This is a genomic window from Pseudoxanthomonas gei, from assembly GCF_010119615.1.
Classification (GTDB): domain Bacteria; phylum Pseudomonadota; class Gammaproteobacteria; order Xanthomonadales; family Xanthomonadaceae; genus Pseudoxanthomonas_A; species Pseudoxanthomonas_A gei.
This window is the reverse complement of the sequence record NZ_QOVG01000001.1, coordinates 223,194-246,310: the sequence shown is the minus strand read 5'-3', so window position 1 is coordinate 246,310 and position 23,117 is coordinate 223,194. Positions and strand designations below refer to the sequence as shown.

The 23,117-nt window shown below is 65.6% G+C and carries 27 protein-coding genes; 23 read left to right on the top strand and 4 right to left on the bottom strand.

All coding sequences use genetic code 11. The features are described 5' to 3' along the window. Window positions 1-109: 109 nt before the first annotated feature. Both DT603_RS01080 and DT603_RS01075 read left to right on the top strand, forming a co-directional pair. The gene (locus DT603_RS01080) at window positions 110-757 is read left to right on the top strand and encodes a glutathione S-transferase family protein (RefSeq protein ID WP_162348001.1); all 648 of its coding nucleotides are present in this window, start codon (window positions 110-112) and stop codon (window positions 755-757) included. A 40-nt stretch (window positions 758-797) separates the two neighbouring features. Continuing rightward, the gene (locus DT603_RS01075) at window positions 798-1,388 is read left to right on the top strand and encodes a YceI family protein (protein WP_162348000.1); all 591 of its coding nucleotides are present in this window, start codon (window positions 798-800) and stop codon (window positions 1,386-1,388) included. 19 nt (window positions 1,389-1,407) lie between these two features. Here DT603_RS01075 and DT603_RS01070 read toward each other — a convergent pair whose 3' ends face one another. Then, window positions 1,408-2,685, bottom strand: a complete 1,278-nt coding sequence (locus tag DT603_RS01070) for an RNA polymerase sigma factor (RefSeq protein ID WP_211368225.1) — start codon at window positions 2,683-2,685, stop codon at window positions 1,408-1,410. 246 nt (window positions 2,686-2,931) lie between these two features. Here DT603_RS01070 and DT603_RS01065 point away from each other — a divergent pair, with 246 nt between their 5' ends. After that, window positions 2,932-3,426 carry a redoxin domain-containing protein gene (locus tag DT603_RS01065; RefSeq protein WP_246191513.1) on the top strand — a complete coding sequence of 165 codons (495 nt, stop codon included), beginning with the start codon at window positions 2,932-2,934 and terminating at the stop codon, window positions 3,424-3,426. Continuing rightward, the gene (locus DT603_RS01060) at window positions 3,423-3,962 is read left to right on the top strand and encodes a DsbA family protein (RefSeq protein ID WP_162347998.1); all 540 of its coding nucleotides are present in this window, start codon (window positions 3,423-3,425) and stop codon (window positions 3,960-3,962) included. Before DT603_RS01065 ends, DT603_RS01060 begins: the two co-directional genes overlap by 4 nt. 258 nt (window positions 3,963-4,220) lie before the next feature. On the opposite strand, the gene DT603_RS01055 is transcribed toward DT603_RS01060, so the two are convergent. After that, entirely contained in the window at window positions 4,221-4,646 is a 426-nt protein-coding gene (locus tag DT603_RS01055; RefSeq protein WP_162347997.1) for a DUF4124 domain-containing protein, read from the bottom strand. 186 nt (window positions 4,647-4,832) lie between these two features. On the opposite strand from DT603_RS01055, the gene hemN reads away from it, so the two are divergent. From hemN to DT603_RS01020, 7 genes are all read left to right on the top strand, one after another. Next, a complete protein-coding gene (hemN, locus tag DT603_RS01050) occupies window positions 4,833-6,239 on the top strand; it encodes an oxygen-independent coproporphyrinogen III oxidase (RefSeq protein ID WP_162347996.1) in 1,407 nt (468 codons plus the stop codon). Window positions 6,240-6,258: 19 nt separating this feature from the next. Then, window positions 6,259-7,011: a helix-turn-helix domain-containing protein gene (locus DT603_RS01045; protein WP_162347995.1), complete on the top strand. Its 753-nt coding sequence runs from the start codon at window positions 6,259-6,261 to the stop codon at window positions 7,009-7,011. A 41-nt stretch (window positions 7,012-7,052) separates the two neighbouring features. Next, the gene (locus tag DT603_RS01040; RefSeq protein WP_162347994.1) at window positions 7,053-7,610 is read left to right on the top strand and encodes a cold shock domain-containing protein; all 558 of its coding nucleotides are present in this window, start codon (window positions 7,053-7,055) and stop codon (window positions 7,608-7,610) included. Between the two features lie 375 nt (window positions 7,611-7,985). Further along, complete coding sequence (locus DT603_RS01035; protein WP_162347993.1) at window positions 7,986-10,313, top strand: nitric-oxide reductase large subunit; 2,328 nt, start codon at window positions 7,986-7,988, stop codon at window positions 10,311-10,313. Between the two features lie 75 nt (window positions 10,314-10,388). After that, a complete protein-coding gene (locus tag DT603_RS01030; RefSeq protein WP_162347992.1) occupies window positions 10,389-10,625 on the top strand; it encodes a hypothetical protein in 237 nt (78 codons plus the stop codon). Continuing rightward, a complete protein-coding gene (locus DT603_RS01025) occupies window positions 10,618-11,841 on the top strand; it encodes an NnrS family protein (protein ID WP_343037699.1) in 1,224 nt (407 codons plus the stop codon). Before DT603_RS01030 ends, DT603_RS01025 begins: the two co-directional genes overlap by 8 nt. A 119-nt stretch (window positions 11,842-11,960) precedes the next feature. Continuing rightward, the gene (locus tag DT603_RS01020) at window positions 11,961-12,362 is read left to right on the top strand and encodes a SirB2 family protein (protein WP_162347991.1); all 402 of its coding nucleotides are present in this window, start codon (window positions 11,961-11,963) and stop codon (window positions 12,360-12,362) included. 18 nt (window positions 12,363-12,380) lie between these two features. On the opposite strand, the gene DT603_RS01015 is transcribed toward DT603_RS01020, so the two are convergent. After that, window positions 12,381-12,653: a DUF6522 family protein gene (locus tag DT603_RS01015; protein ID WP_246191512.1), complete on the bottom strand. Its 273-nt coding sequence runs from the start codon at window positions 12,651-12,653 to the stop codon at window positions 12,381-12,383. A 449-nt stretch (window positions 12,654-13,102) separates the two neighbouring features. On the opposite strand from DT603_RS01015, the gene DT603_RS01010 reads away from it, so the two are divergent. The 6 genes from DT603_RS01010 to DT603_RS00985 all read left to right on the top strand — a co-directional run bounded on the left by DT603_RS01010 (window position 13,103) and on the right by DT603_RS00985 (window position 17,516). Next, window positions 13,103-13,522, top strand: a complete 420-nt coding sequence (locus DT603_RS01010) for a cupin domain-containing protein (protein ID WP_162347990.1) — start codon at window positions 13,103-13,105, stop codon at window positions 13,520-13,522. After that, window positions 13,519-15,030, top strand: a complete 1,512-nt coding sequence (gene nirK, locus DT603_RS01005; RefSeq protein WP_162347989.1) for a copper-containing nitrite reductase — start codon at window positions 13,519-13,521, stop codon at window positions 15,028-15,030. Before DT603_RS01010 ends, nirK begins: the two co-directional genes overlap by 4 nt. Window positions 15,031-15,033: 3 nt before the next feature. Continuing rightward, window positions 15,034-15,804, top strand: coding sequence for a formylglycine-generating enzyme family protein (locus DT603_RS01000; RefSeq protein WP_162347988.1), 771 nt, complete (start codon window positions 15,034-15,036; stop codon window positions 15,802-15,804). Continuing rightward, entirely contained in the window at window positions 15,801-16,376 is a 576-nt protein-coding gene (locus DT603_RS00995) for an SCO family protein (protein ID WP_162347987.1), read from the top strand. The genes DT603_RS01000 and DT603_RS00995 overlap by 4 nt, the downstream gene beginning before the upstream one ends. A gap of 37 nt (window positions 16,377-16,413) precedes the next feature. Further along, a complete protein-coding gene (gene azu, locus DT603_RS00990; protein WP_162347986.1) occupies window positions 16,414-16,872 on the top strand; it encodes an azurin in 459 nt (152 codons plus the stop codon). Window positions 16,873-16,982: 110 nt separating this feature from the next. Continuing rightward, complete coding sequence (locus tag DT603_RS00985) at window positions 16,983-17,516, top strand: riboflavin biosynthesis protein RibA (RefSeq protein WP_162347985.1); 534 nt, start codon at window positions 16,983-16,985, stop codon at window positions 17,514-17,516. Here DT603_RS00985 and DT603_RS00980 read toward each other — a convergent pair. Further along, window positions 17,513-18,919, bottom strand: a complete 1,407-nt coding sequence (locus tag DT603_RS00980; protein WP_162347984.1) for an aminotransferase-like domain-containing protein — start codon at window positions 18,917-18,919, stop codon at window positions 17,513-17,515. The genes DT603_RS00985 and DT603_RS00980 overlap by 4 nt on opposite strands. A 98-nt stretch (window positions 18,920-19,017) precedes the next feature. Between DT603_RS00980 and DT603_RS00975 the strand changes: the two genes are divergently transcribed. The 6 genes from DT603_RS00975 to DT603_RS00950 all read left to right on the top strand — a co-directional run bounded on the left by DT603_RS00975 (window position 19,018) and on the right by DT603_RS00950 (window position 23,117). Further along, window positions 19,018-19,347, top strand: coding sequence for a hypothetical protein (locus DT603_RS00975; RefSeq protein ID WP_162347983.1), 330 nt, complete (start codon window positions 19,018-19,020; stop codon window positions 19,345-19,347). A gap of 255 nt (window positions 19,348-19,602) precedes the next feature. Continuing rightward, window positions 19,603-21,078: a cytochrome-c oxidase, cbb3-type subunit I gene (gene ccoN / locus DT603_RS00970; RefSeq protein ID WP_162347982.1), complete on the top strand. Its 1,476-nt coding sequence runs from the start codon at window positions 19,603-19,605 to the stop codon at window positions 21,076-21,078. Between the two features lie 10 nt (window positions 21,079-21,088). Beyond that, on the top strand, window positions 21,089-21,703 hold the full coding sequence (gene ccoO, locus DT603_RS00965; RefSeq protein ID WP_162347981.1) for a cytochrome-c oxidase, cbb3-type subunit II: 615 nt from the start codon (window positions 21,089-21,091) through the stop codon (window positions 21,701-21,703). 3 nt (window positions 21,704-21,706) lie between these two features. Further along, window positions 21,707-21,865: a cbb3-type cytochrome oxidase subunit 3 gene (locus tag DT603_RS00960; protein WP_162347980.1), complete on the top strand. Its 159-nt coding sequence runs from the start codon at window positions 21,707-21,709 to the stop codon at window positions 21,863-21,865. Continuing rightward, window positions 21,862-22,824 carry a cytochrome-c oxidase, cbb3-type subunit III gene (ccoP, locus tag DT603_RS00955; protein WP_211368224.1) on the top strand — a complete coding sequence of 321 codons (963 nt, stop codon included), beginning with the start codon at window positions 21,862-21,864 and terminating at the stop codon, window positions 22,822-22,824. The genes DT603_RS00960 and ccoP overlap by 4 nt, the downstream gene beginning before the upstream one ends. After that, window positions 22,821-23,117 (top strand): hypothetical protein, encoded by a 297-nt coding sequence (locus DT603_RS00950; protein ID WP_162347979.1) that lies wholly within the window; start codon window positions 22,821-22,823, stop codon window positions 23,115-23,117. Before ccoP ends, DT603_RS00950 begins: the two co-directional genes overlap by 4 nt.

Sequence of the window (23,117 nt, the reverse complement as noted above, 5' to 3'; positions counted from 1 at the left end):
CGTCTTGCTGGTCACCGGGTCGACCGTGCCCGCCGGGGACCGTGCGTTTGTCGAACCAGCGCTTTCCGGTTCGACGCAATCGTAATTCGCCAGAAGTGGAAACTTGCCCATGTCGCTGACCTTGCATTACCACCCCTTGTCCTCGTTCTGCCACAAGGCGCTGATCGCCCTGTACGAGAACGAGGTGCCATTCACGCCCCACCTGGTGGACCTGGGGGATGCGGCGCAGCGCGCCTCGTTCAGGCGCATGTGGCCGATCGGCAAGTTCCCTGTGTTGCGGGACGAGGGCAGGGGAGTGACGGTTGCCGAGTCCACGATCATCATCGAATACCTGCAGCATCACTACCCGGGCAGCCAGGAACTGGTTCCAACACAAGCGGACGCGGCGCTGGCGACGCGCAGGCTGGATCGCCTGTTCGACCTCTACGTGCACCTGCCCATGCAGAAGATCGTCGGTGACCGGTTGCGTCCGGAAGAGGGCCATGACCCGCACGGCGTGGAAGAGGCTCGCCACACCATGCGCACGGCGCTGGACCTGCTCGAAAGCGAACTGGAGGGTCCCACCTGGGCCAACGGACACGGCTTCAGCCTGGCCGATTGCGCAGCGGCACCAGCGCTGTTCTATGCCAACAAGGTCATGCCGCTGGCCGACCATAATCCGCGCCTGGCAGCCTACCTGGAACGGTTGATGCGGCGACCCTCGTACGCGCGGGCGCTGGCGGAGGCACGACCTTATTTCCACCTGTTTCCCGCTTGACCCGCTGTGCCAGCCGCCGTAACCAGACCGAGGATCAGCAATGAATTCATTCAAACGCACACTCTGCATGGCCACGCTTGCGGCCGTGTCCTGCGCAGCGAATGCCGCGCCGGTGACCTACGAAATGGACCCCGCACATACCTTCCCCAGCTTCGAGGCCGATCACATGGGCCTGTCGTTCTGGCGCGGAAAATTCAATCGCACCACCGGCACTCTTGTGCTGGACAAGGCGGCATCGTCTGGCAGCGTAACAGTGAGCATTGACATTGACAGCGTTGATTTCGGACTTGAATCCATGCACGAACAGGCCGTTTCGCCAGCGTTCTTCGACATCGCGAAATACCCGCATGCCACGTACAAGGGCAAGCTCGCCGATTTCGTCGACGGCGTACCCACACGTGTAATCGGGGAACTGACCCTGCACGGAATTGCGAAGCCTGTGGACCTGGTCATCCATCGATTCAAATGCATTCCGCACCCCATGCTCAAGCGGGAATTGTGCGGCGCCGATGCCTCTGCAAGCTTCCGCCGCGATGCCTTCGGATTGACCGCGGGCAAGGACTACGGTTTCAGCATGGACGTGGGCCTGCGCATCCAGATGGAAGCCGTGCAGGGCGGGACGGCTCCATAACCTGCAGCTGCGGCTGCGCCTATTCCAGGGGCGCGTTGCCCTGTTCGCAAAGACGCGCACGATCCAGCAGGAAATCCTGCTCGCGACTGTTGCGTGTCAGTGAAGCGGCCCGCGTGAACTCTGCCTGCGCTTCACGATGGCGGCCCAGCTTGAACAGCAGGTCGCCACGCACGCTGGGCAGCAGGTGGTACTGGGCGAGCGCAGGTTCCGCCACCAGGGTATCGACGAGCTCGAGGCCCGCCGCGGCGCCCGAGGCCATCGACACCGCCACCGCACGATTGAGCTGCACGACGGGGGAGGGCGCCATTTGCGCCAGTGCCGCGTACATGGCCGCAATGGTATGCCAGTCGGTATCTTCCGCCTTGGCGGCCCGTGCGTGGCAGGCGGCGATTGCGCCCTGCATCACGTAGGGCCCGGCTGCACCGCCGAGTGCATACGCGCGCGCCAGGGCCGCGAACCCACGCTCGATCGACTGCCGGTCCCAGAGCGATCGATCCTGATCAGGCAGCAGCACGGGCTTGCCATCGCTGCCGGTGCGCGCGCGGGCACGGGATGCCTGGATCTCCATCAACGCGACCAGCCCGTGCGCTTCCGGTTCCGCGGGCGTCAACTCCGCGACAAGCCGCCCAAGCCGCAATGCCTCTTCGCACAGGGCAGGGCGCATCAGGTCATCGCCGGCGGTGGCGGAATAGCCCTCGTTGAAGATCAGGTAGATGACACCGAGCACGGCGCCGATTCGCTCGTGCAGCTCTTCGCCACGTGGCACTTCGAACGGCACCTGTGCTTCGGAGAGCGTGCGCTTGGCCCGGACGATGCGCTGGGCCACGGTGGATTCCGCAACCAGATAGGCGCGGGCGATTTCGTCGGTGGTCAGTCCGCCCAGCAGGCGCAGCGTCAACGCGACCCGCGCATCCATGGAAAGCAGCGGATGGCAGGCGGTGAACACCAGGCGCAGCAGGTCGTCGCCAATATCGTCGTCCATCCGCGCTTCCAGCTTCGCGGTCGCATCGGCCCATTCGCGTTCCAGTTCATGCCCCAGCTCCTCGTGCTTGCGCTGCTGCAGCTTGCCGCGACGCAGGCGGTCAATGGCACGATGCTTGGCCGTTGCCATCAGCCAGGCGCCGGGGTTGTCGGGGACGCCCGTTGCAGGCCATTTTTCCAGCGCGATGACCAGCGCGTCCTGCGCCAGTTCCTCGGCAAGGCCGACATCGCGAACCATGCGCGCCAGGCCAGCGATGAGCCGGGCAGATTCGGCCCGCCACACGGCATCGATTGCGCGGTGTGCATCAGTAGTCATCACGGGCGATCAGACCATGGTCGCTGCGCCGGTGCAATGTGTTGCCGGCCCTGGCTTCGTTTCACGCCGACACTGGCGCTGGTCACGTCTATCCGGGGGTTTGCCTGCCGATTGATTGACAGCGCAGATCGCATTACCTTCGGGGCTGCGGAGCAGGGCACCTGGACTCCGCGAGTCTCGCCCGCCTGCGTGCGCAGGCCCACGCCGCAGGGCAAGTCCTGCTGAACGACACGCTGGAGCACCCCCATGCCTGAAGCATCCGCCATGCCCGCAGTCGGTGAGCCCGCACCCGACTTCACCTTGCACTCGACACCCGACCAGACGCTTTCACTCTCGCAATTGCGCGGTCACCCGGTGGTGCTGGCGTTCTATCCGGCGGACTGGAGCCCCGTCTGTGGCGATCAGATGGCGCTGTACAACGAGCTGATGCCGGAATTCAGGCGATTCCATGCGACGGTCATCGGCATATCCGTCGATGGGCCGTGGTGCCATGCCGCGTTTGCGCTGGACCGCAAGCTGCATTTCCCCTTGCTGGCTGATTTCGAACCCAAGGGCGAGGTTTCGCGTCGTTACGGCGTCTACCAGCTGCCGGAAGGCATCAGCGAGCGGGCCCTGTTCGTGATCGATGCGGAAGGCATCGTGCGCTGGAGTTACGTGTCGCCCAGCGGCATCAATCCGGGTGCCGACGGGATCCTCGAAGCGCTGGAAGCACTGTCGCCGACCAATGGAGCCCGGTCATGAGCCAGCTCAAGCCCGACGTTGGAACTTCGGACCATGCGCAGGGCCCCCGGGACGCGCCCCTGGTACTGGTCGAATACGGCGACTTCCAGTGTCCGTACTGCGGCGAGCAGTACCCGCAGATCAAGGCCGTCCAGCAAGCGATGGGAAAGGATCTGTGCTTCGTGTTCCGTCATTTTCCTCTGGCCGAAGCCCATCCGCACGCCGAACATGCGGCCGAACTGACCGAGGCCGCCGATACGGTCGGCAAGTTCTGGGAGATGCACGACCGCCTGTATGAGCACCAGTCGACGCTGGACGACAACGGCCTGGCCGGTCACGCCAGGGCGCTGGGCGTGGACGACGATCTGTTCCAGACCGTGCTGGACGAAGCGTACGCAGGCCGCGTGCGCCACGATTTCCTGACCGGCGTGCGCAGCGGCGTCAACGGCACGCCGAGCCTCTTCATCAACGGCGAGCGTTACGACGGTCCTCGCGATGCCGCCAGCCTGATCGAACTCCTGCGGGCAATGAGAGAGCTTCAGAAGCAGGAGGGCTGAGGCCAGCTGCAGGGCTGGGGAGATTCCCAGGCGATCAGAAATCAGCTCGATAACCTCTGCTGGTCAGATATCGCTTTACATAATATGCATTATGCGAAATGGCAGGCAATACGTTGCAGGGCCTCAGCCAACGCTAAATGGCCACATTGGCTCCCTGCTTCGACTGATCTCCTGCACTTCACTCGACTTTCGAATCTGGGCGCACGACCCAACACCCGGCTTCCGCAAGGCGGATGGCAGCAGCCATGTCGACCAGCCTCACTTGCAGGCAGCGTTGACCATCGCGTCCAGGCGCTGCAGCAAGTCATAGGTTCGGTTCAAACCGACCGCGTTCAATGTGGCCTGCCGGTGTTGCTTTGCCGCGGCGCAGGAGTCACCGCTCTGGGTGGTTCCAATGGAGGCTCCGGACGCCGTGCTACCACGCCCGGCGAGCGACCGTAGATAGGCCGATTCCTGCTGGCCGCGCTTCTTGGCGTGGTATTGGCGCCAGAGTTCGGCGTTGGTTGGCGGTGCCTCGGGCGCGGCATCCCAGGTGCGGGTCACTGTGTGCGTAGGAGCGCACGGCGCCGACTGGTACGAAGCCCTGCCCTTGCCGTCGACGCATTTGTAGACCTGCTCCGCTGCGGCCGGCATGCCGGCAGTCGACCCAGCCAGCAGCATGATCGCCACAAGTATGATTTTCATGATGTCTCCCCTGGCCCAGGGTATAGCACCTTCGCCCAAGCTGGTCCGTACTCCATGCGCGAGCAGGCCACTGCGACCAGGCAATGGGCGGAGCTTGGAGGGGAAGCTCCAGGCGGAACACTCGGCCGGGTCCGCTACTTGATCAGGATCAAGGCAGGCCCCGGAAGCCTCCATATCCTGTAGCGCATGACCAGTGATTCCATGCCCGAGGCGCAATTGCTGCGGCGGTACGACCGCCCGGGACCGCGCTACACCTCTTACCCCACGGCGCCGCAATTCAGCGAGAGCTTCGGCGAAACGCAGTTGCGCGAAGCCGTGCAACTCAGCAATGGCGACCCGATCCCGCGCCGCCTGTCGCTGTACCTGCATGTGCCGTTCTGCATGAGCCCGTGCTTCTACTGCGGCTGCAACCGCATCATCACCCGCGACCTGGCGCGCGGCGAGATCTACCTGGCGCGGCTCTATCGCGAGATCGAACTGGTGTCCGCCCTGTTCGACCGCGACCGTGAAGTGGTGCAGCTGCATTTCGGCGGCGGCACGCCCAACTTCCTGTCGCCGGCCCAGCTGGCCGAGGTCGTGGACGTGCTGCGCGGCCAGTTCCGTTTCAGCGATTCCAGCCATCGCGATATTTCCATTGAACTGGACCCGCGCTTCCTGAAACCGGATGACGTGGGCGAACTTGCCGCGGCCGGCTTCAATCGCGCCAGCCTGGGCGTGCAGGACTTCGATCCCGCTGTGCAGGAAGCAGTCAACCGCGTCCAGGGAGTTGACGAAACCCGTGCCATCATCGAGGCCTGCCGTACGCACGGCATGCGCTCGGTCAACGTCGACCTTATCTATGGCTTGCCGAAGCAGAGCCTGCAGGGTTTTGCGCGCACCCTTGATACGGTCATCGACATGCGTCCGAACCGCCTGGCCGTATATGGCTACGCGCATCTGCCGGCCATGTTCAAGGCCCAGCGCCAGCTCGACGCGGAAGACCTGCCGGCGGCCGAAGCCAAGCTGCAGCTGCTGTGCCTGGCGATCGAGAAACTGACCGCGGCCGGCTACGTGTACATCGGCATGGACCATTTCGCCCTGCCCGACGACGAGCTGGCGCTGGCCCAGCAACGCGGCAGCCTGCATCGCAATTTCATGGGCTACACCACCCATGCCGAGACCGATCTGGTCGGCATGGGCGTGAGCGCCATCAGCCACATCGGCGACAGCTTCAGCCAGAACCCGCGCGACCTGCCGAGCTGGCAGATCGCTCTGGACGAAGGTCGCCTTCCGGTATTCCGCGGCATGCGCCTGTCCGATGACGACATCCTGCGCGCCGACCTGATCCAGCAGTTGATGTGCCAGGGCGAAATCCAGATCGAGGCGCTGGAGCGGCGCCATGCCATCGATTTCCATCGCTATTTCGCCGATTCGCTGCAGCGCCTGGAGCCCTTGCGCGAAGACGGCCTGGTGCGCGTCGAGCCCGGCCGCATCGTGGCAACGCAGCAGGGCCGGCTGTTGTTGCGTAACATCGCCATGTGCTTCGACCACTACCTGCAAACGCCAGCCATCCCCACCGACCTCGCTCCGGCACGGTTCTCGCGCGCAATCTGACACGGGCGGGCGCGGCGCGATGAACGGCACGGCATTCCCGCGTCTCGACCCGAGCATCCTCGCCGACAACGGCGACGCGCTGAAATTCTGCTCGACCTGCGCATTTTCCCAGGCCTGCCTGGCGCAGGGCATGGACAAGGCCGCGTTGATGGACCTGCACATGCTGGTCGAACACGTGGGTCCTCTGCACGCCGGCGAACACGTGTTCCGCGAAGGCGACGCGTTCGAAGCCATCGCCGCTGTGCGCGCCGGGACGGTCAAGACCTACACCATCGACCGCGACGGCCACGAGCATGTGCTGGGATTCCACCTGCCGGGCGAAGTGATCGGGCTCAACGCCATCGATGGCGACCGCTACCCGTGCAATGCGGTGGCGCTGGATACGGCGATGCTGTGCCGGTTTTCGTTCCCGAAGATCTCGGTGCTTGCCGCCCGCCTGCCTGGGCTGCAGCAGCACCTGTTCCGGCTGATGAGCCGCGACATTGGCACGGCCACGCTGCTGGCCGGCGACTGGACCGCGGACCAGCGCATGGCCGCCTTCGTGCTGGGGCTGTCGCGACGCCTGGCCGCGCGCGGTTTCTCGCCGGACCGCTTCCAGCTGACCATGGCCCGCACTGACATCGCCAATTACCTGCGCCTGGCGCCGGAAACCGTGAGCCGCGTGCTCAAGCGGTTCCAGGACGAAGGTCTGTTGAAGATCGACCGTCGGGAAGTAGAACTGTCCGGCCGCGAGCGCCTGCAGGAACTGGCCGCGCCCATCCTGCGCAGTTAGGCAACCCGAGCTGCGGATGCAGCCTCCTCTAGGATCCAGGCATGCGAACCCATGGCACGCTGAGCAAGTGGAACGACGATCGGGGATTCGGGTTCATCACGCCCGCGGGAGGGAGCGATGAACTGTTCGTCCATGTTTCGGCATTCCCGAAGGATGGCCAGCGCCCACGGCTCAACGAGGTCATATCCTTCGAAATCGAGGCCGGCAGTGATGGAAAGTCACGCGCGGTGCGCGTGATGCGTCCGGGCGCTCGCGCCACGCCGCGCCAATCCCAACGGCTGCACTCGCCTGCGCCGGCTAGGGGACTGGGCAGGGCCTTGCTCGGCTTGCTGGCGGTCGGCGCCCTGGGGACCTATGGCTATTCGTTCCTTTCCGGGCAGATAACCCCGGCGCCCGCCGATTCCGGGAGCCGGGCTGCGAGTATCCCGGACCGGGCGACGATGGTTGCACCCGCCCCGGCCTTCAGCTGCGATGGCCGCACCCATTGTTCGCAAATGAACTCCTGCGCCGAGGCCACCTATTTCCTGCAGCACTGTCCCGGTACCCAGATGGACGGTAATGGCGACGGCGAGCCCTGCGAACAGCAATGGTGCAACTGAGCCGATAGTGCAACTGGCGGTATCGGCGAATCCACGCCCGAGCCTGCTCCCCCAGCCGCCATGCAGTCTGCGGAACTCTTTGCGGGCTGCACCCCACAGCTGCCCTCCAAGGCGCCGAGCCTTGCGCGCAAGGTTCCCGAGCACCGTGCGCAAGGCAAAAAGACTCGCGCGCAAGGAAAAAGACTCGCACGCAAGGCTCTGGAGCCTTGCGGCCGGGATCCGGAGCCTTGCGCCTGACTTGCGATGTCAGCCCCAGCGGCAGGGTGCGGCATCCGGGGCATCGATCGGCCCCGTCACCGGCGCACTTGATCCAGGTCAGGGCGCGCAGAGGGCCGCCGGCCGACCATGCCGCAAACCTCATGGGAGAGAGCTGCAATGGGCAATACCCGCAAGCTATGGCTGGGCCTGGTGGTCCTGCTCATCGCATCCTTCAGCGTGCTGTTGTGGGCCGGCGGCGAGATCTTCCGCGCCGCGCCGCCCGTACCGGAGAACGTCGTTGCCGAAGACGGCACGGTCATCTACACCCGTGCCGACATCGAGCAGGGCCGCCAGGTCTGGCAATCCATGGGCGGCATGCAACTGGGCTCCATCTGGGGCCATGGCGGCTACGTCGCGCCGGACTGGAGCGCCGACTGGCTGCATCGCGAAGCGATGGGCGTGCTGGATATCTGGGCGCGCCGCGACGGCGGCATGGCCACCTACTCGCAGTTGCCGGCCGAGGAGCAAGGCGCTTTGCGCAGCCGCCTGCAGGCGATGATCCGGGTCAACACCTATGACCCGGCAACGCAGACCATCACCCTGACCCAGGATCGCGTCGCCGCGCTGTCCAATGTCGCCGCGCATTACGAAAGCCTGTTCGGCAACGACCCGGCCACGCTGGAACTGCGCGAAGCCTATGCCATGAAGCAGGACACGGTGGACACGCTGGAACACCGGCGCGCCCTGACCGCGTTCTTCTGGTGGACCGCCTGGGCGGCGACCACCGAACGCGCCGGCGACAGCGCCGCTGCGGCCTCTCCGGCCGATGCGGCCACCAGCAAGCGCGTGACCTACACCAACAACTGGCCCAGCGAGCCGCTGGTCGGCAACACCCCCCCTGCCCCGCTGTTCGCCTGGTCGGCCTTCAGCGTGCTGTTCCTGATTGCCGGCATCGCTCTGCTGGGCTGGCATTACGCCGTGACCCACAGCCGCGAGGAAGCACCGCACCAGCTTCCGGCCAGCGACCCGCTGGCGACCCTGCGCATCACGCCGTCGATGCGCGCGGTGGCCAAGTATTTCTGGCTGGTGCTGGCGCTGTTCCTGGGCCAGATCCTGCTGGGCGCGATCACCGCGCACTACCAGGTCGAAGGCCAGGTGGCCTACGGCTTCGCGCTTTCAGAATACCTGCCCTACTCCCTGTCGCGCACCTGGCATACGCAACTGGCGGTACTGTGGATCGCGGTGGCCTGGCTGGCCACGGGCCTGTACATCGCTCCTGCGTTGTCGGGGCATGAACCGAAATTCCAGCGCTTCGGGGTCAACTTCCTGTTCGTCTCGCTGCTGGTGATCGTGGTGGGCTCGTTCACCGGCCAGTGGTTCGCGGTGATGCAGAAGCTGGGCCTGCAAAACAACTTCTGGTTCGGCCACCAGGGCTGGGAATACGCCGACATGGGCCGTTTCTGGCAGTGGTTCCTGTTCGTGGGTCTGCTGCTCTGGGTGGTCATGGTGGGCCGTGCGCTGTGGCCGGTGCTGCGTGGTCCGGCCACCGATTCCAAGCCGATCATCGCCCTGCTGTTCGCATCCACCGCCGCCATCGGCCTGTTCTTCGGCGCGGCGCTGATGTGGGGCGAACACACCCATATCTCCGAAGTCGAATACTGGCGCTGGTGGCTGGTGCACCTGTGGGTCGAAGGCTTCTTCGAAGTTTTCGCCACCGCAGTGATGGGACTGATCTTCAGCCGCCTGGGCCTGATCAAGGCAAGCACCGCCTCGGCCGCCGTGCTGTTCGCGACCATCGTATTCATGGCTGGTGGCGTGCTCGGCACCCTGCATCACCTCTACTTCGTCGGCACGCCGACGGCGGTGGTGGCGCTGGGTGCGAGTTTCAGTGCGCTGGAAGTGGTGCCGCTGGCCTATATCGGCTTCGAGGCCTACCACAGCTTCAAGCTGGGCAAGTCGACGCCGTGGATGGCGCGTTACCGCTGGCCGGTGATGTTCTTCATCGCGGTGTCGTTCTGGAACCTGGTCGGCGCCGGATTGTTCGGATTCCTGATCAACCCGCCGCTGTCGCTTTACTACATGCAGGGCCTCAACCTGACCCCGCTGCACGGGCACACGGCGATGTTCGGCGTGTACGGCATGCTCGGCATCGCGCTGATGCTGTTCTGCCTGCGCGGGCTGCGTGGACAGATGGTCTGGGATTCGAGGCCGCTCAAGGTCGCCTTCTGGAGCCTCAACATCGGCCTGACCCTGATGGCCCTGCTGACCCTGTTGCCGCTCGGCATCATGCAACTGCTGGCCACGCTGGAACACGGCTATGCCTACGCGCGTTCGGCCGAGTTCATGCAGCGGCCGATCGTGGAGATGCTGGTGTGGATGCGGGTCCCGGGCGACACCATCTTCAGCATCGGCGCCGTGGCCCTGGCCTGGTTCGTGCTGCGGCTGTGGATCGCGCCGACACGTGAAGTGGCGTTGGGCGGCGAGGTCGAGGCTGGCGATCCCTGACCGGGCGATGGCCCGGTTCGCCCGGGCCGTCGAGCGCCTTTTTTTTCAAACTTTCCGCAACAGGAGAACCAGAGCATGCAGTACACACTCAGCACCCAGGGCACGCCGGATATCGCCGCGATAGAGCGCGCCATCGCCGAACTTGACCCGGCCATGGTCGTGGATTTCGACCAGGCTGCCTCGGCGCTGAGGATTTCCTCGGTGGCCACCGAAGCCGAGTTGCTGGCCTGCCTGCGCCAGGCAGGCGTCGGCGGTGCACAGGATCAGCTCGTGCGCGTGCCTTCGGAATGCTGCGGCGGCTGCGGTGGCTGATTCAGCGGCGGCCGCACTGTCGCCACGCCTGCTGGCGCAGGCACCACACCGGCTGATGTTCTTCGTCGGCGCCAGCAACCTGCTTCTGGCGATGCTGTGGTGGAGCGCCTGGCTGGTCGCCGCGCGCTGGCCGGTGCTGGCGATGCCGCAGCCCGCGCCGTATGCGGGATGGCTGCATGCGTTCGTGATGCAGTACCAGGTGCTGCCCAGTTTCATCTTCGGCTTCCTGCTGACGACGTTCCCGCGCTGGATGGGATTGCCGGAGTTCGAACGCTGGCGTTACCTGCCGGTTGGCATCGGCCTGTTCGGTGGCCAGCTGGCAACGCTGCTGGGCGCAATGGGCTGGGAAGCAGGCATCGTGGTCGGACTGCTGATGACGATCGCCGGCTGGAGCGCCGGTCTGGTGACGCTGGCGCCGTTGCTGTGGCGCGAACGCGGAGCCACCTGGCATGCACGCTCGTGCTTCGCGGCCCTGGTGCTTGGCTATGCGGGCCTGGTGGGCTTCGTGTTGTTCGTGTTCGGCGGCTCGCCACTGTGGGTGTTCGCCAGCATCAAGCTCGGCACTTTCGGCCTGCTGCTGCCGGTCTACGTGACCGTGGCCCATCGCATGTTCCCGTTCTTCGCTGGCGGCTCGGTGGCCGGCTACACGCCTTGGCGGCCGCTGTGGTTGCTGGCGGCGTTCTGGCCGTTGTGCCTGGCGCACCTGGTGCTGGAACTGACCCACGCCTATGCGTGGTCGTGGCTGGTGGACGTCCCCTTGTTGATGCTGTTCGCGACGATGTGCTGGCGCTGGTGGCCGCGGGGACCCAAACCCGGGCTGCTTGGCGTGTTGTTCATCGGACTGGCCTGGTTGCCGCTGGCGTTCTGGCTGTATTCGACCCAGAGCATCGCCTACGCGATGACCGGCGTGTACTGGCTGGGCCGCGGCCCGGCGCATGCGCTTTTCATAGGATTTTTCGGCAGCATCCTCATCGCCATGGTCACCCGGGTCACCCAGGGCCATTCCGGCAGGCCGCTGCAGATGCCCGCCGCGGCGTGGTTCGCGTTCGCGGCCATCCAGCTGGTGGCGGTGATGCGCGTGGCCGCCGAAATATCAGCCGATACCGGCGCCTGGCAGGCATTGGCCGCGTGCGGCTGGCTCCTCGCCTTCCTGCCTTGGCTGGTGCGCATCGGCCGCATCTACCTGAGCCCACGCGCGGATGGGAAGCCGGGGTGAGGGCGACGGCAGGCTGTGAATGCTTATGACTTCCGCCTCCGCCTCCCGCCTTCCTGGTCCTGCTATCGATGCTCAGACAAACGGGCACACAGAACAAATCCAGGAGTTTCTTTAAAGCAATGATCGAGTTCTATCCGCAGATCAAATACGTGCACGTACTGATGATCGTGCTGAGTGGCGCCCTGTTTGCATTGCGTGGCGTCGGCGTGATGGCCGGCGCGCGCTGGCCGCAGTCGCTGCCGGTGCGCTGGACCAGTTATGCCATCGACACCACCCTGTTGACCGCGGCGATGATGCTGCTCACGGTCCTGCCCTGGGCGATGTTCGGCAATGGCTGGCTAGGCACCAAGCTGGTATTGCTGGTCGTGTACGTGGTGCTGGGCAGCATGGCCTTGAAGCGCGGCCGCACCCGTCGCACCCGGGCCTGCTGCCTTGCCGCGGCCACCCTGGTCTACCTGGCGATCATCGGCATCGCACTGGCCCATCACCCGCTGGGGTGGCTGCATTACTGGCAGGCGTGAGCCACCACGAAGGCGGCTTCATGCTGAGGCGAAAATGCGTCCCGAGGCATCGATGAGGATGCGGAAACGTCGCCCGCCATGATGGAAGGTGATGCGGTGACAGCCCAGGTCCTCGCCGGTGCCGCGCTCGCACAGCACGGTAATCTTCCCGCTCTGCATCAAGGCTTGCACCCGGGCCGGTTCCAGCCCCATCCCGGTGGCAATGATGCCGGCATCGATCTCCATTTCCCGTCCGCCGGCACCCGGTCCGGTACGCCCCAGCATGGCGCGCTCAAGAGCGGGCCGGCTCATGCGCATCGTCCTCCGCAGGAATTCCCGAGTGCGTGAATGCAGGGCTGCCATCCATGGCGACGCAGTCGACGCCGGCGGCATCAAGAGCTTCGCGGATACCCGACCCGGCCATCCATGCGAAGCCTTCCCAACACAACTCGTCTGTCATCGCCCTGCCCTCGCTCGCCACTGGCATTCAATGTGCGGCACCAGCAGACCACCGGGCAGCTGCGCAGGCCATGACCCAGGTCAAGCCTGCAGGGTGCATTGCACCTTCGTGAAAGGCGTCCGGCGGTTGACCTGGGTCAAGCCGGGCGCAGCCAGGACCTGCCTGCCGCGATTGACTGGCGGGGCTTGATCCAGATCAAAGGCGGCCGTGCCCGGTGGCAGTACCTTGCCACTGCAGGCTGTGCCCGCACCGTGTGAAGCGACCATCCCGGCCACCTCGACGGCCCGACAAGGAGCCCGACATGCCCCTGTTCAACAAAGACATCAGGAAGCTGGCGAAAACCAACAACGACTTCCGCCGCGAAGTGCTCACCAATGCCCATTCGCAGGTGGTGGTGATGTGCCTGCAGCCGGGTGAGGACATCGGCGAGGAGGCCCATGCCGGCAACGACCAGTTGCTGGTCCTGGTGAAGGGCAAGGGCCAGGTGCAACTGAAAGGCGTGGCATCTGCGGTCGCGAAAGGGTCGCTGATCTCGGTTCCCGCCGGCACCCGCCACAACCTGGTCAACACCGGCGACAAGCCGATGCGCCTGTACACCGTCTATGCCCCGCCGGAAACCGCGCCGGGCACAGTTCACGCCACCAAGGCCGATGCGCTCGCTGCCGGGCACGCGCACGCAAAGGCCAGCAAGCATCGCAAACTCCAAGGGGAATCCGCATGAAGCACGCTAGCCGCTACCTGGCGCTGGTCCTGGCCGCAACCGTACTCACGCTGTCGGCGTGCCGCGGCGACGACAAGCCTGCGACCACCACGGCGTCCACCGACTCCGGAGGCTCGCGCAAGGGCGACTTCGGCCCGCCACAGGGCAAGCCGGTCGACGCGATCCTGACCTCGCCGCCGCACGTGCCACCGGCCACCGGGCGTACCGCGCCGGCCAAGGTCATCGTCACCCTGGACGTGATCGAAAAGGAGATGGAGATTTCAGAAGGCGTCAGCTACACCTTCTGGACCTTCGGCGGCACCGTGCCGGGCAGCTTCATCCGCGTGCGCCAGGGCGACACGGTGGAATTCCACCTGCGCAACATGCCCGAATCGAAGATGCCGCATAACATCGACCTGCATGGCGTCACCGGTCCCGGTGGCGGCGCGGCCTCCAGCTTCACCGCGCCGGGTCATTCCTCGCGCTTCACCTTCAAGGCGCTCAATGCCGGCCTTTATGTGTACCACTGCGCCACCGCGCCGGTCGGCATGCACATCGCCAACGGCATGTACGGCCTGATCCTGATCGAACCGCCGGAGGGCCTGCCGCCGGTCGACAAGGAGTACTACGTGATGCAGGGCGACTTCTACACCACCGGCAAATACCGTGAGAAGGGCCTGCAACCGTTCGACATGGAAAAAGCCATCGACGAGCACCCGACCTACGTGCTGTTCAACGGCAAGGAAGGTTCGCTCACCGGCGACAGCGCCTTGACCGCACATGTCGGCGACAACGTGCGCCTGTACGTGGGCAACGGCGGCCCCAACCTGGTGTCCAGCTTCCACGTCATCGGCGAGATCTTCGACAAGGTCTGGTACGAGGGCGGCCGGCACTACCAGGAAAATGTGCAGACCACGCTGATTCCCTCGGGCGGCGCGGCGATGATGGAATTCCACCTCGAGGTGCCCGGCAGCTACGTGCTGGTCGACCACAGCATCTTCCGCGCCTTCAACAAGGGTGCGCTGGCGATCCTCAAGGCCGATGGGCCCGAGAACAAATCAATCTACTCCGGCAAGGAAGTGGACTACGTCTACCTGGGCAATCGCGCGCAGCCGAACATGGCGGCCGTGGCGACGGCAGCCAAGTCCGCGCACGCCGGCGAACTCACCGTGGCCGAGCAGATCGCCGCCGGCAAGGACCTGTTCAACGGTACCTGCGCCACCTGCCACCAGCCCAATGGCGAAGGCATGCCGGGGGTGTTCCCGCCGCTGGCCAAGTCCGACTACATCGCCGCGGACACCAAGCGCCTGCCCAGCGTGATGCTGCATGGACTGCAGGGACCGGTGACCGTCAACGGCAAGGACTACAACTCGATCATGCCGCCGATGAACCAGCTGACCGATGACGAGGTCGCGCAACTGGCCACCTACGTCCTCAACAGCTGGGGCAACCCCGGCGGCCACGTGACCAAGGAAGAGGCCGCAGCGGCCCGCAAGGCCAAGCCCGCCAACGCCTCGGAAGGTCACTAGGCAATGCGCCGCCTGGCGGCAGTGCTGCTGCTGATTCCCCTCGCCGGCCTGGCGGTCGGCGCCGCGGACTACGCGCAGCTGCCGGGCGGCAACTTCCGCACCGCGCTGAAGTACGAGGACCGCAAGGGCGCCACCCGCATCGCCCCGTTCGCGCTGATGCGCAAGCCGGTCACCAATGCCGAATTCCTGGCCTTCGTGCGCTCGCAGCCGCAATGGCGTCGCGATCGGGTGGCGCGGGTGTTCGCCGAACCACGCTATCTCTCGCACTGGACAAGCGCCGATGCGCTGGGCGCCAAGGCCCTGCCGCAACAGCCGGTGGTCCAGGTCAGCTGGTTCGCAGCCCAGGCCTATTGCGAGGCCCAGGACGCAAGGCTGCCGAGCTGGGACGAATGGGAATACGCGGCGGCGGCCGATGAAACACGGCGCGACGCGCGCCGCGACCCAGCGTGGCGCGAGCGTATCCTGCGCTGGTATTCGCACCCCTCCAACCAGGCCCTGGCACGCACGGGGCTGCAGGCGCCCAACGCCTACGGCGTGCAGGACCTGCACGGGCTGGTGTGGGAATGGACCGAGGATTTTTCCTCGTTGCTGGTGGCTGGCGACAACCGCAACCAGGGCGATGCCGACAACGCGAAGTTCTGCGGCGCCGGCGCGCTGTCGATGGATGACCGCGACAACTATGCGGTGCTGATGCGGGTGGCGATGCTGTCCTCGCTCAATGCGGAAGACACCACCGCCAACATGGGTTTCCGCTGCGCCAAGGACCTGAAATGAAAAGACTGCTGTGTCTGCTGCTGCTCGTTGCGTGCACGCCCGTGCTCGCCGCCAGCAAGCCCGTGCCGTTGCCGCGTGATTCGGTCTACCAGCTGCCGGTGCAGCTGACCGACCAGGACGGCAGGCAATTCGCCTGGGCCAGCCGTCGCGGCAAGGTGCAGCTGGTCGCCATGTTCTACACCTCCTGCCAGTACATCTGCCCGCTGATCGTCGACAGCGGCAAGGCAGTGGAACGGCAGCTGACCCCGGCCGAACGCGCGCGCCTTGGCATCCTGCTGGTCAGCATGGATCCGAAGCGCGACACGCCGGCAGCGCTGACTTCCATCGTCGCCAAACGCAAGCTGGATCGCGCACGCTGGACGCTGGCCAGTCCGTCCCCTGCCGACGTGCGGGAAGTCGCTGGCGTGCTGGGAATCCGCTATCGCGCCCTGGCCGACGGCGAGTTCAACCACACCAGTGCGCTGGTCCTGCTCGACGCAAACGGCCGCATCCTCGCGCGCACCGAAAAAATGGGCAGCCAGCCCGATCCCGAATTCTTCGCCGCCGTGCGCCACGCCACCGCCGGCCCCTGAAGCCACAACCCTTAAGCCACTCCATGGAGCAAACCACATGAAGCACCTCCCTGCCCTCGCCCTTGGCCTGGCCCTGCTTGGCGTCGCCGCCCACGCCAGCGCGGCCCCCAACTGCACGCTGAAGCTGCAGGCAAACGACCAGATGCAGTACGACCTGAAAACCGCGACCGTGTCCGCTTCCTGCGCCACCATCAACATCCAGCTGAGCCACACCGGCAAGCTGCCGGTCGCCGCGATGGGCCACAACGTGGTGATCAGCAAGACCGCCGACCTGGCTGCCATCGCCACGGCCGGCATGAAGGCCGGCGTGGCTGGCGGCTACCTGCCCAAGGGCGATGCCCGCGTCATCGCGGCCACGCCACTGGTGGGCGGCGGCGGCAAGACCACGGCCAAGTTCGCTGGCGCCAGGCTCAAGGCCGGTGGCGACTACAGCTTCTTCTGCTCATTCCCGGGCCACTCGGGGATCATGAAAGGCAAGCTGGTGGTCACTCCCTGACCGCCGCATGCGGCGCAGGCGTTGCGCTGCGAAGGTCCGCAGGGCCTGCCTGCACGCGGTCGCAACCCGGGCCGCGACAGAATGCCTGGACCCACACGGAGCAAGTCGCCATGGCCAACGAGAGCCCGTTTTCCGCGGAACTGTCCAACAGCAAGGTGGCGGCGATCTTTGCCGACCCCGCATCGGCGCGTGAGGCCGCCGCCCGTCTGCGCCAGTCCCTGGAGCTGGCGGACGCGCAGGTGCAGGTGATCGCCCCGGGCGACCCACGCCCCGGCAGCAAGCTGGAACCGGAAAGCCGCGGCATCTTCCGCACCATGCTGCGCGCGCACCTGCGCCTGGGGCTGCTGGGCGCGGTGGCCGGCGCGGTGCTGTTCGCGGTGCTGTATGCCCGGGGCATCCCGTACATCGTCAATTCCGCGGTGATGGCCGGGGCGGTGATCGTGTCCTTCGGCGCCGTGGCAGGCCTGTTCCTCGGCGGCCTGTTTACCCTGCGGCCCGACCACGATCCCTACATCACCCGTGTCTACGCAGCGCTTGAGCTGGGCCGCACTGCGGTGGTGGTGCATTCGTTCTCGCGCGAGCAGAACGCGAAGGCAGCGGAATTCCTCAAGCAGTACAGCGACGAGGTCGTGGCCACGCTCTAGGCGGCCAGTCGTCCCAGCGTGGCCAGGCCGGCCTGCATGCGCGCATCCAGCGGGTGGCCGTAGTTCAGTCGCAGGCAATGGCGGAAACCACGGCTGGCCGAGAACATCGGCCCCGGTGCAATGCTGATGCCCAGTTGCGATGCGGCGCGCTGCAGCTGGATCGCATCCACGCCGTGGTCCAGTTCGATCCAGAGGAAATAACCGCCGGCCGGGCGCGTGACCCGCGTACCCGGCGGAAAAGCCTCGCCGATGGCGGCGACGTACTGTTGCTGCTGGGCGGCAAGCGTGGCGCGCAGGCGTCGCAGGTGGCGATCGAATCCGCCGCGTTCCAGGTAGTGGGCAAGACCGATCTGGGTCGGCACGTTGCTGTTCAGGGTCGTGGTCAACTTCAGCCGGGCCACCTTGCGAGCCTCGCGCCCGGCCGCCACCCAGCCGATGCGATAGCCGGGCGCCAGGCTCTTGGAAAACGAAGAGCAATGCATCACCAGTCCTTCGCGATCGAAGGCCTTGGCCGGCAAGGCGCGCTGGCTGGCGTAATGCAGCTCGGCGTAGACATCGTCCTCGATCAGAGGAATGGCATGCCGCGCCAGCAGCGTCACCAGTGCGCGCTTGCGCTCCTCCGGCATGCTGCTGCCGAGCGGGTTGTGGAAGGTCGGCATCAGCCAGCAGGCGCGCGGCGCATGTCGCGCGATCGCCATTTCCAGCGCATCGAGGTCGATGCCGTCGCGTGGGTGGGTCTGTACTTCGACGGCGCGCAGGCCGTTGCGCTCCAGCGCCTGCAAGGTGGCATAAAAGCACGGCGATTCGACCAGCACCGCGTCGCCGGGCCGGGTCACCGCCGCCACGCACAGGTTCAATGCCTCCAGCGCGCCGTTGGTGATGACGATCTCGTCGATGCCCACGTCCATGCCGGCCATCTGGTAGCGCAGCGCGATCTGCCGCCGCAGCGCCGCGTTGCCCGGAGTCAGGTCGTCGACCGTGCTCCACGGATCCAGGTGCACCGCTGCAGAGGCCACCGCGCGGCCGATCCGGTCCAATGGGAACAGCAGCGGACTGGGGAATGCGGATCCCAGGGGGACCACGTTGAGGGCCATGGCCGATTGCAGGACTTCGAATACCAGCTCGCTTACATCCACGTCGCGTGATTCGCCATCGGGACGTGAGGCGGTTTCCGGTTCCAGCGGCAGCGGCCTGGCATGCGTGGCGACGTAATAACCGGATCGCGGCCGCGACTGCACCAGCCCGCGCGCCTCCAGCAGGTAATAGGCCTGGAACACCGTGGACGGGCTGACCTGGCGGGTGGCCGCAGCCTGGCGCACCGAAGGCAGCCGCTGGCCTGGCTTCAGCAGGCCCTCGTGGATGGAGCGGGCGATATCCCCCGCCAGCGACTCGTAGCGCTTCATGCCTGAACTGATCTGGTTTTTTACACGGGAACTGATTCTACTAAAACTGATACGGTCCGCCGATGATGGGCGGGTCCAATGAGCCTAGAGGCGCGGCCGTGAATCCCGTAGTGGAACTCAACCTGGCGATGATCCTGTTCATCCCGTGGTTCTCTATCCTGGCTGTGCTGTTCTGGATGTTCCCGCGGCAGCCGCGCGGCGGCGCCCGCAAGGCCTTCGACATCGCCTCCCTGCTGCTTGCCACCGGCGTCGCCACTGCCGGCATGCAATGGAGCGTGCACAACGCCGAACCCGGCTACGGCCACATGTGGCAGCAGATCCTGGCCACGATGATGGCGTATGGCGGATTCCTGATGGTCATGACGATCGCGGTGATGCTGCGCTGGGCCTGGCTGCAACAGGCCGCGGCCGTTCCGCGGCAGGAATGAGCGTGATGGCTTTCACTGCATGAGCGAAGCGAGTCGCGAAGCTCTCAATGTCTGGATTGCCACGGGCTTCGCGACTTGCGTTGCTGTTGCGGTCCCGAATCCACCGGCTCCGCTCGTGTCCTGCGACAGGCACGAAGCGGGATGGGCGCGTACCCTGTGCGGCAGGCATGGCGATACCGGAGCTGGTTTGATCCAGATCAAGTCATCCGGCGCCCGTGTCCGGAAAATGCACCCCAGAACATTCAAAGGCAGATCATGAGCGAGCAAGGCATTCGGCCGGCAGCCAGCGGTGACACCGGCCTGGCCGGCTTCTACAACGACAAGGTGGTGCGCCAGTTCACCATCGCCTCGATCTTCTGGGGCATCGTCGGCATGGCGGTGGGCGCACTGATCGCCGCGCAGCTGTATTGGCCGGCACTGAACTTCGATACCGCCTGGCTCAGCTTCGGTCGCCTGCGACCCATCCACACCAATGGCGTGATCTTCGCTTTCGGTGGTTCGGCACTGTTCGCCACCAGCCTGTACATCGTCCAGCGCACCTGCCACGTGCGGCTGATGTCGGACAAGCTGGCCGCGTTCGTGTTCTGGGGCTGGCAGCTTTGCCTGGTGCTGGCGGTGGTGACGCTGGCCGGCGGCATGACCCAGGGCAAGGAATACGCCGAGATGGAATGGCCGGTGGACCTGCTGATCACCATCGTCTGGGTGGCCTATGCGGTGCTGTTCTTCGGCACGATCGCCAAGCGCAAGGTCAAGCACATCTACGTGGCCAACTGGTTCTTCGCCGCCTACATCGTCACCATCGCCCTGCTGCACATCGTCAACAACCTGGCGATCCCGGTCAGCCTGACCAAGTCCTACTCGATCTACACCGGCGCGGTCGATGCGATGGCGCAATGGTGGTACGGCCACAACGCGGTCGGCTTCATGCTGACCACCAGCTACCTGGGCATGATGTATTACTTCGTGCCCAAGCAGGCCGGGCGCCCGATCTATTCCTACCGCCTTTCGATCGTGCACTTCTGGGCGCTGATCTCGGTGTACATGTGGGCCGGCCCGCATCACCTCCACTACACCGCCCTGCCCGACTGGGTGCAGTCGGTGGGCATGGTGTTCTCGATCGTGCTGCTGGCGCCGTCGTGGGGTGGTGCTATCAACGGCATCATGACCCTGTCGGGCGTGTGGCATAAGCTGCGCACCGACCCGATCCTGAAGTTCCTGATCGTCGCGCTGAGCTTCTACATGATCGCGACCTTCGAAGGCCCACTGCTTTCGATCAAGACCGTCAATTCGCTGAGCCACTACACCGACTGGACCGTGGGCCATGTGCACGCTGGTGCGCTGGGCTGGGTGGCAATGATCACCATCGGCTCGCTGTACTCGATGTATCCGCGCACGCTGGGCCTGCAGGGCATGTTCTCGACCCGGCTGATCGACCTGCACTTCTGGATGCACACCATAGGCGTGGTGTTCTACATCTGCGCGATGTGGATCGCCGGCGTCACCCAGGGCCTGATGTGGCGGGCCACCAATGCCGACGGCACCCTCACCTATGCCTTCGTCGAAGCGCTCAACGCCACCTATCCCTATTACCTCGGCCGGCTGGCTGGTGGGTTGCTGGTGCTGGCGGGCATGTTCGTGATGGCATGGAATTTCTGGCGTACCTGGGAACTGGGCCGGGAAGCCGCACCGATGCCGGTGCTGGCCCCCGAAGCCGCAGCGGCGCGGGCTTGAGGAGACACGGATGAGCCTTGGACACGAAAAAATCGAGAAGAACGTCGGCCTGCTGATCGTATTGATTGCGGTCGCGGTTTCCCTGGGCGGGCTGGCCGAGATCGTGCCGCTGATGCACCAGGCCGAAGCGGTCACCCCGTTGCCCGGGGTGAAGCCCTACCCGGCCCTGCAACTGGCCGGACGTGACGTCTACGTGCGCGAAGGCTGCGGCAACTGCCATTCGCAGATGGTGCGCACCTTGCGCTTCGAGACCGAACGCTACGGCCATTATTCGCTGGCCGGCGAATCGGTCTACGACCGCCCGTTCCTGTGGGGTTCCAAGCGCACCGGGCCTGACCTGGCGCGCATCGGCGGTCGCTATTCCGACGACTGGCATCGCGTCCACCTGGACGATCCGCGTGCGGTGGTGCCCGAATCGAACATGCCCGCCTTCCCGTGGCTGTCGCGCAACTCCATCGACGGCGCGCAGCTGGCCCACAAGATGCGCACCCTGCAGGGCATGGGCGACCCCTATACCGATGCGGAGATCGCGCAGGCGCCGAAGGACGTGGTCGACAGCACCGAACTGGACGCCGTGGTCGCCTACCTGCAAGGCCTCGGCAAGCACGCACCCAAGGGGGGCTGAGACATGCTTTCGGGAATTATTACCCTGGCCCTGCTGGTGCTGTTCGTGGGCGGCTGGATCTGGGCATGGCGACCGGCGCGCAAGGCCGGCTTCGACGCGGCGGCACGCCTGCCGCTGGATGACCTGGAAGCCGCTGGCGACCACGAAGGGCAGCGCCCATGATCTCGACTGCGTGGTCATGGTTCGTCATCGCCCTGTCGGCCCTCAACATCCTTGGCCTGGTCTGGCTGCTCTGGTACACGGCCAGGCGCCGGCCGGGCGATCCCAAGCCGGAGGAAACCAGCCACTACTGGGATGGCGACATCACCGAATACAACAAGCCGATGCCACGCTGGTGGATCCAGGGCTTCTACCTGACCATCGTCTTCGCCATCGCCTACGTGGCGTGGTACGGCGGCATGGGCCACTACGCCGGCTACAGCGGCTGGACTTCGCAAAAGGAACACGAGATCGACAAGGCCGCCTCGGACGCCAACCTGGCCGAGACCTTCCGTCCCTACGATGGCCAGCCGATCGATCGGCTGGCCGCGGAGCCCGAAGCACGCAAGCTGGGCGCTTCGATCTTCGCCAACACCTGCGCCACCTGCCATGGCTCCTCGGCCCAGGGTGCGATCGGTTATCCCAACCTGACCGACGACATCTGGCACTGGGGCGGCGAACCGCAGACCATCCTCCAGACCGTGCTGGACGGACGCGAAGGTGTGATGCCCGAATGGGGACCGGTGCTGACCAGCATGGGCGGCGACAACGCCATCGACTACACCGTGGCCTACGTGCGCGCACTGGGCACGCCCGGCCAGTCGCTGCAGAACGACTACCTGGCCTCACAGGGCAAGAAGCTCTATGACGGCGTCTGCGTGGCCTGCCATGGCGTCGAGGGCAAGGGCAACCGTGAACTGGGCGCACCCGACCTGACCGACCGCTACTGGCTGTACGGCAGCAGCAAGGAAGCCCTGCGCCAGAGCATCGCCAAGGGCCGCCACGGAGTCATGCCGGCGCACCGCGCAATGCTGGGTGAAACCCGTGCGCGCCTGGTCGCGGCCTACGTCTGGTCGCTGTCCAACCCGCCAGGCGGCAAGAAGCCTGTGCCCGCATCCGCACCTGCCGGTAGCGCGCATTGAGCGTGTTCGCGCCACCGCCGTTCGACCATCCCCCGCGTCCGCTGGCCCAGCGGATCGGGGCCATTGCCTGGCCCAGCTTTTTCGCCGCATGCGTGGCCTCGATGGTGTTCTTCGCTTTCGTCGATCCACTGGACCTGCGTGACATCACCTTCCCGGACGTCGACATCAGCCGCAGCATGGGCTACACCATTGCCTTCTTCATGTTCTGGCTGGCCACGGCCTCGTCCAGCCTGTTCACCTGGCTGCTGCTGCGCCCGGCCAGCCGCTTCAACCGGGCATTGCCGCCCGAGTAG

What these genes read in the sequence shown, in the direction of transcription:
- DT603_RS01060 (WP_162347998.1), top strand. Translation starts at nt 3,423, where the DNA reads ATGAGCCAGCTCAAGCCCGACGTTGGAACTTCGGACCATGCGCAGGGC.
- DT603_RS01080 (WP_162348001.1), top strand. Translation starts at nt 110, where the DNA reads ATGTCGCTGACCTTGCATTACCACCCCTTGTCCTCGTTCTGCCACAAG.
- DT603_RS01070 (WP_211368225.1), bottom strand. Translation starts at nt 2,685, where the DNA reads ATGACTACTGATGCACACCGCGCAATCGATGCCGTGTGGCGGGCCGAA.
- DT603_RS00980 (WP_162347984.1), bottom strand. Translation starts at nt 18,919, where the DNA reads ATGAAGCGCTACGAGTCGCTGGCGGGGGATATCGCCCGCTCCATCCAC.
- DT603_RS00985 (WP_162347985.1), top strand. Translation starts at nt 16,983, where the DNA reads ATGGCCAACGAGAGCCCGTTTTCCGCGGAACTGTCCAACAGCAAGGTG.
- hemN (WP_162347996.1), top strand. Translation starts at nt 4,833, where the DNA reads ATGACCAGTGATTCCATGCCCGAGGCGCAATTGCTGCGGCGGTACGAC.
- DT603_RS01020 (WP_162347991.1), top strand. Translation starts at nt 11,961, where the DNA reads ATGATCGAGTTCTATCCGCAGATCAAATACGTGCACGTACTGATGATC.
- DT603_RS01055 (WP_162347997.1), bottom strand. Translation starts at nt 4,646, where the DNA reads ATGAAAATCATACTTGTGGCGATCATGCTGCTGGCTGGGTCGACTGCC.
- ccoO (WP_162347981.1), top strand. Translation starts at nt 21,089, where the DNA reads ATGAGCCTTGGACACGAAAAAATCGAGAAGAACGTCGGCCTGCTGATC.
- DT603_RS01045 (WP_162347995.1), top strand. Translation starts at nt 6,259, where the DNA reads ATGAACGGCACGGCATTCCCGCGTCTCGACCCGAGCATCCTCGCCGAC.
- ccoP (WP_211368224.1), top strand. Translation starts at nt 21,862, where the DNA reads ATGATCTCGACTGCGTGGTCATGGTTCGTCATCGCCCTGTCGGCCCTC.
- azu (WP_162347986.1), top strand. Translation starts at nt 16,414, where the DNA reads ATGAAGCACCTCCCTGCCCTCGCCCTTGGCCTGGCCCTGCTTGGCGTC.
- DT603_RS01000 (WP_162347988.1), top strand. Translation starts at nt 15,034, where the DNA reads ATGCGCCGCCTGGCGGCAGTGCTGCTGCTGATTCCCCTCGCCGGCCTG.
- DT603_RS01040 (WP_162347994.1), top strand. Translation starts at nt 7,053, where the DNA reads ATGCGAACCCATGGCACGCTGAGCAAGTGGAACGACGATCGGGGATTC.
- DT603_RS00960 (WP_162347980.1), top strand. Translation starts at nt 21,707, where the DNA reads ATGCTTTCGGGAATTATTACCCTGGCCCTGCTGGTGCTGTTCGTGGGC.
- nirK (WP_162347989.1), top strand. Translation starts at nt 13,519, where the DNA reads ATGAAGCACGCTAGCCGCTACCTGGCGCTGGTCCTGGCCGCAACCGTA.
- DT603_RS01065 (WP_246191513.1), top strand. Translation starts at nt 2,932, where the DNA reads ATGCCTGAAGCATCCGCCATGCCCGCAGTCGGTGAGCCCGCACCCGAC.
- DT603_RS01030 (WP_162347992.1), top strand. Translation starts at nt 10,389, where the DNA reads ATGCAGTACACACTCAGCACCCAGGGCACGCCGGATATCGCCGCGATA.
- DT603_RS01010 (WP_162347990.1), top strand. Translation starts at nt 13,103, where the DNA reads ATGCCCCTGTTCAACAAAGACATCAGGAAGCTGGCGAAAACCAACAAC.
- DT603_RS01075 (WP_162348000.1), top strand. Translation starts at nt 798, where the DNA reads ATGAATTCATTCAAACGCACACTCTGCATGGCCACGCTTGCGGCCGTG.
- DT603_RS01035 (WP_162347993.1), top strand. Translation starts at nt 7,986, where the DNA reads ATGGGCAATACCCGCAAGCTATGGCTGGGCCTGGTGGTCCTGCTCATC.
- DT603_RS00995 (WP_162347987.1), top strand. Translation starts at nt 15,801, where the DNA reads ATGAAAAGACTGCTGTGTCTGCTGCTGCTCGTTGCGTGCACGCCCGTG.
- DT603_RS01015 (WP_246191512.1), bottom strand. Translation starts at nt 12,653, where the DNA reads ATGAGCCGGCCCGCTCTTGAGCGCGCCATGCTGGGGCGTACCGGACCG.
- ccoN (WP_162347982.1), top strand. Translation starts at nt 19,603, where the DNA reads ATGAGCGAGCAAGGCATTCGGCCGGCAGCCAGCGGTGACACCGGCCTG.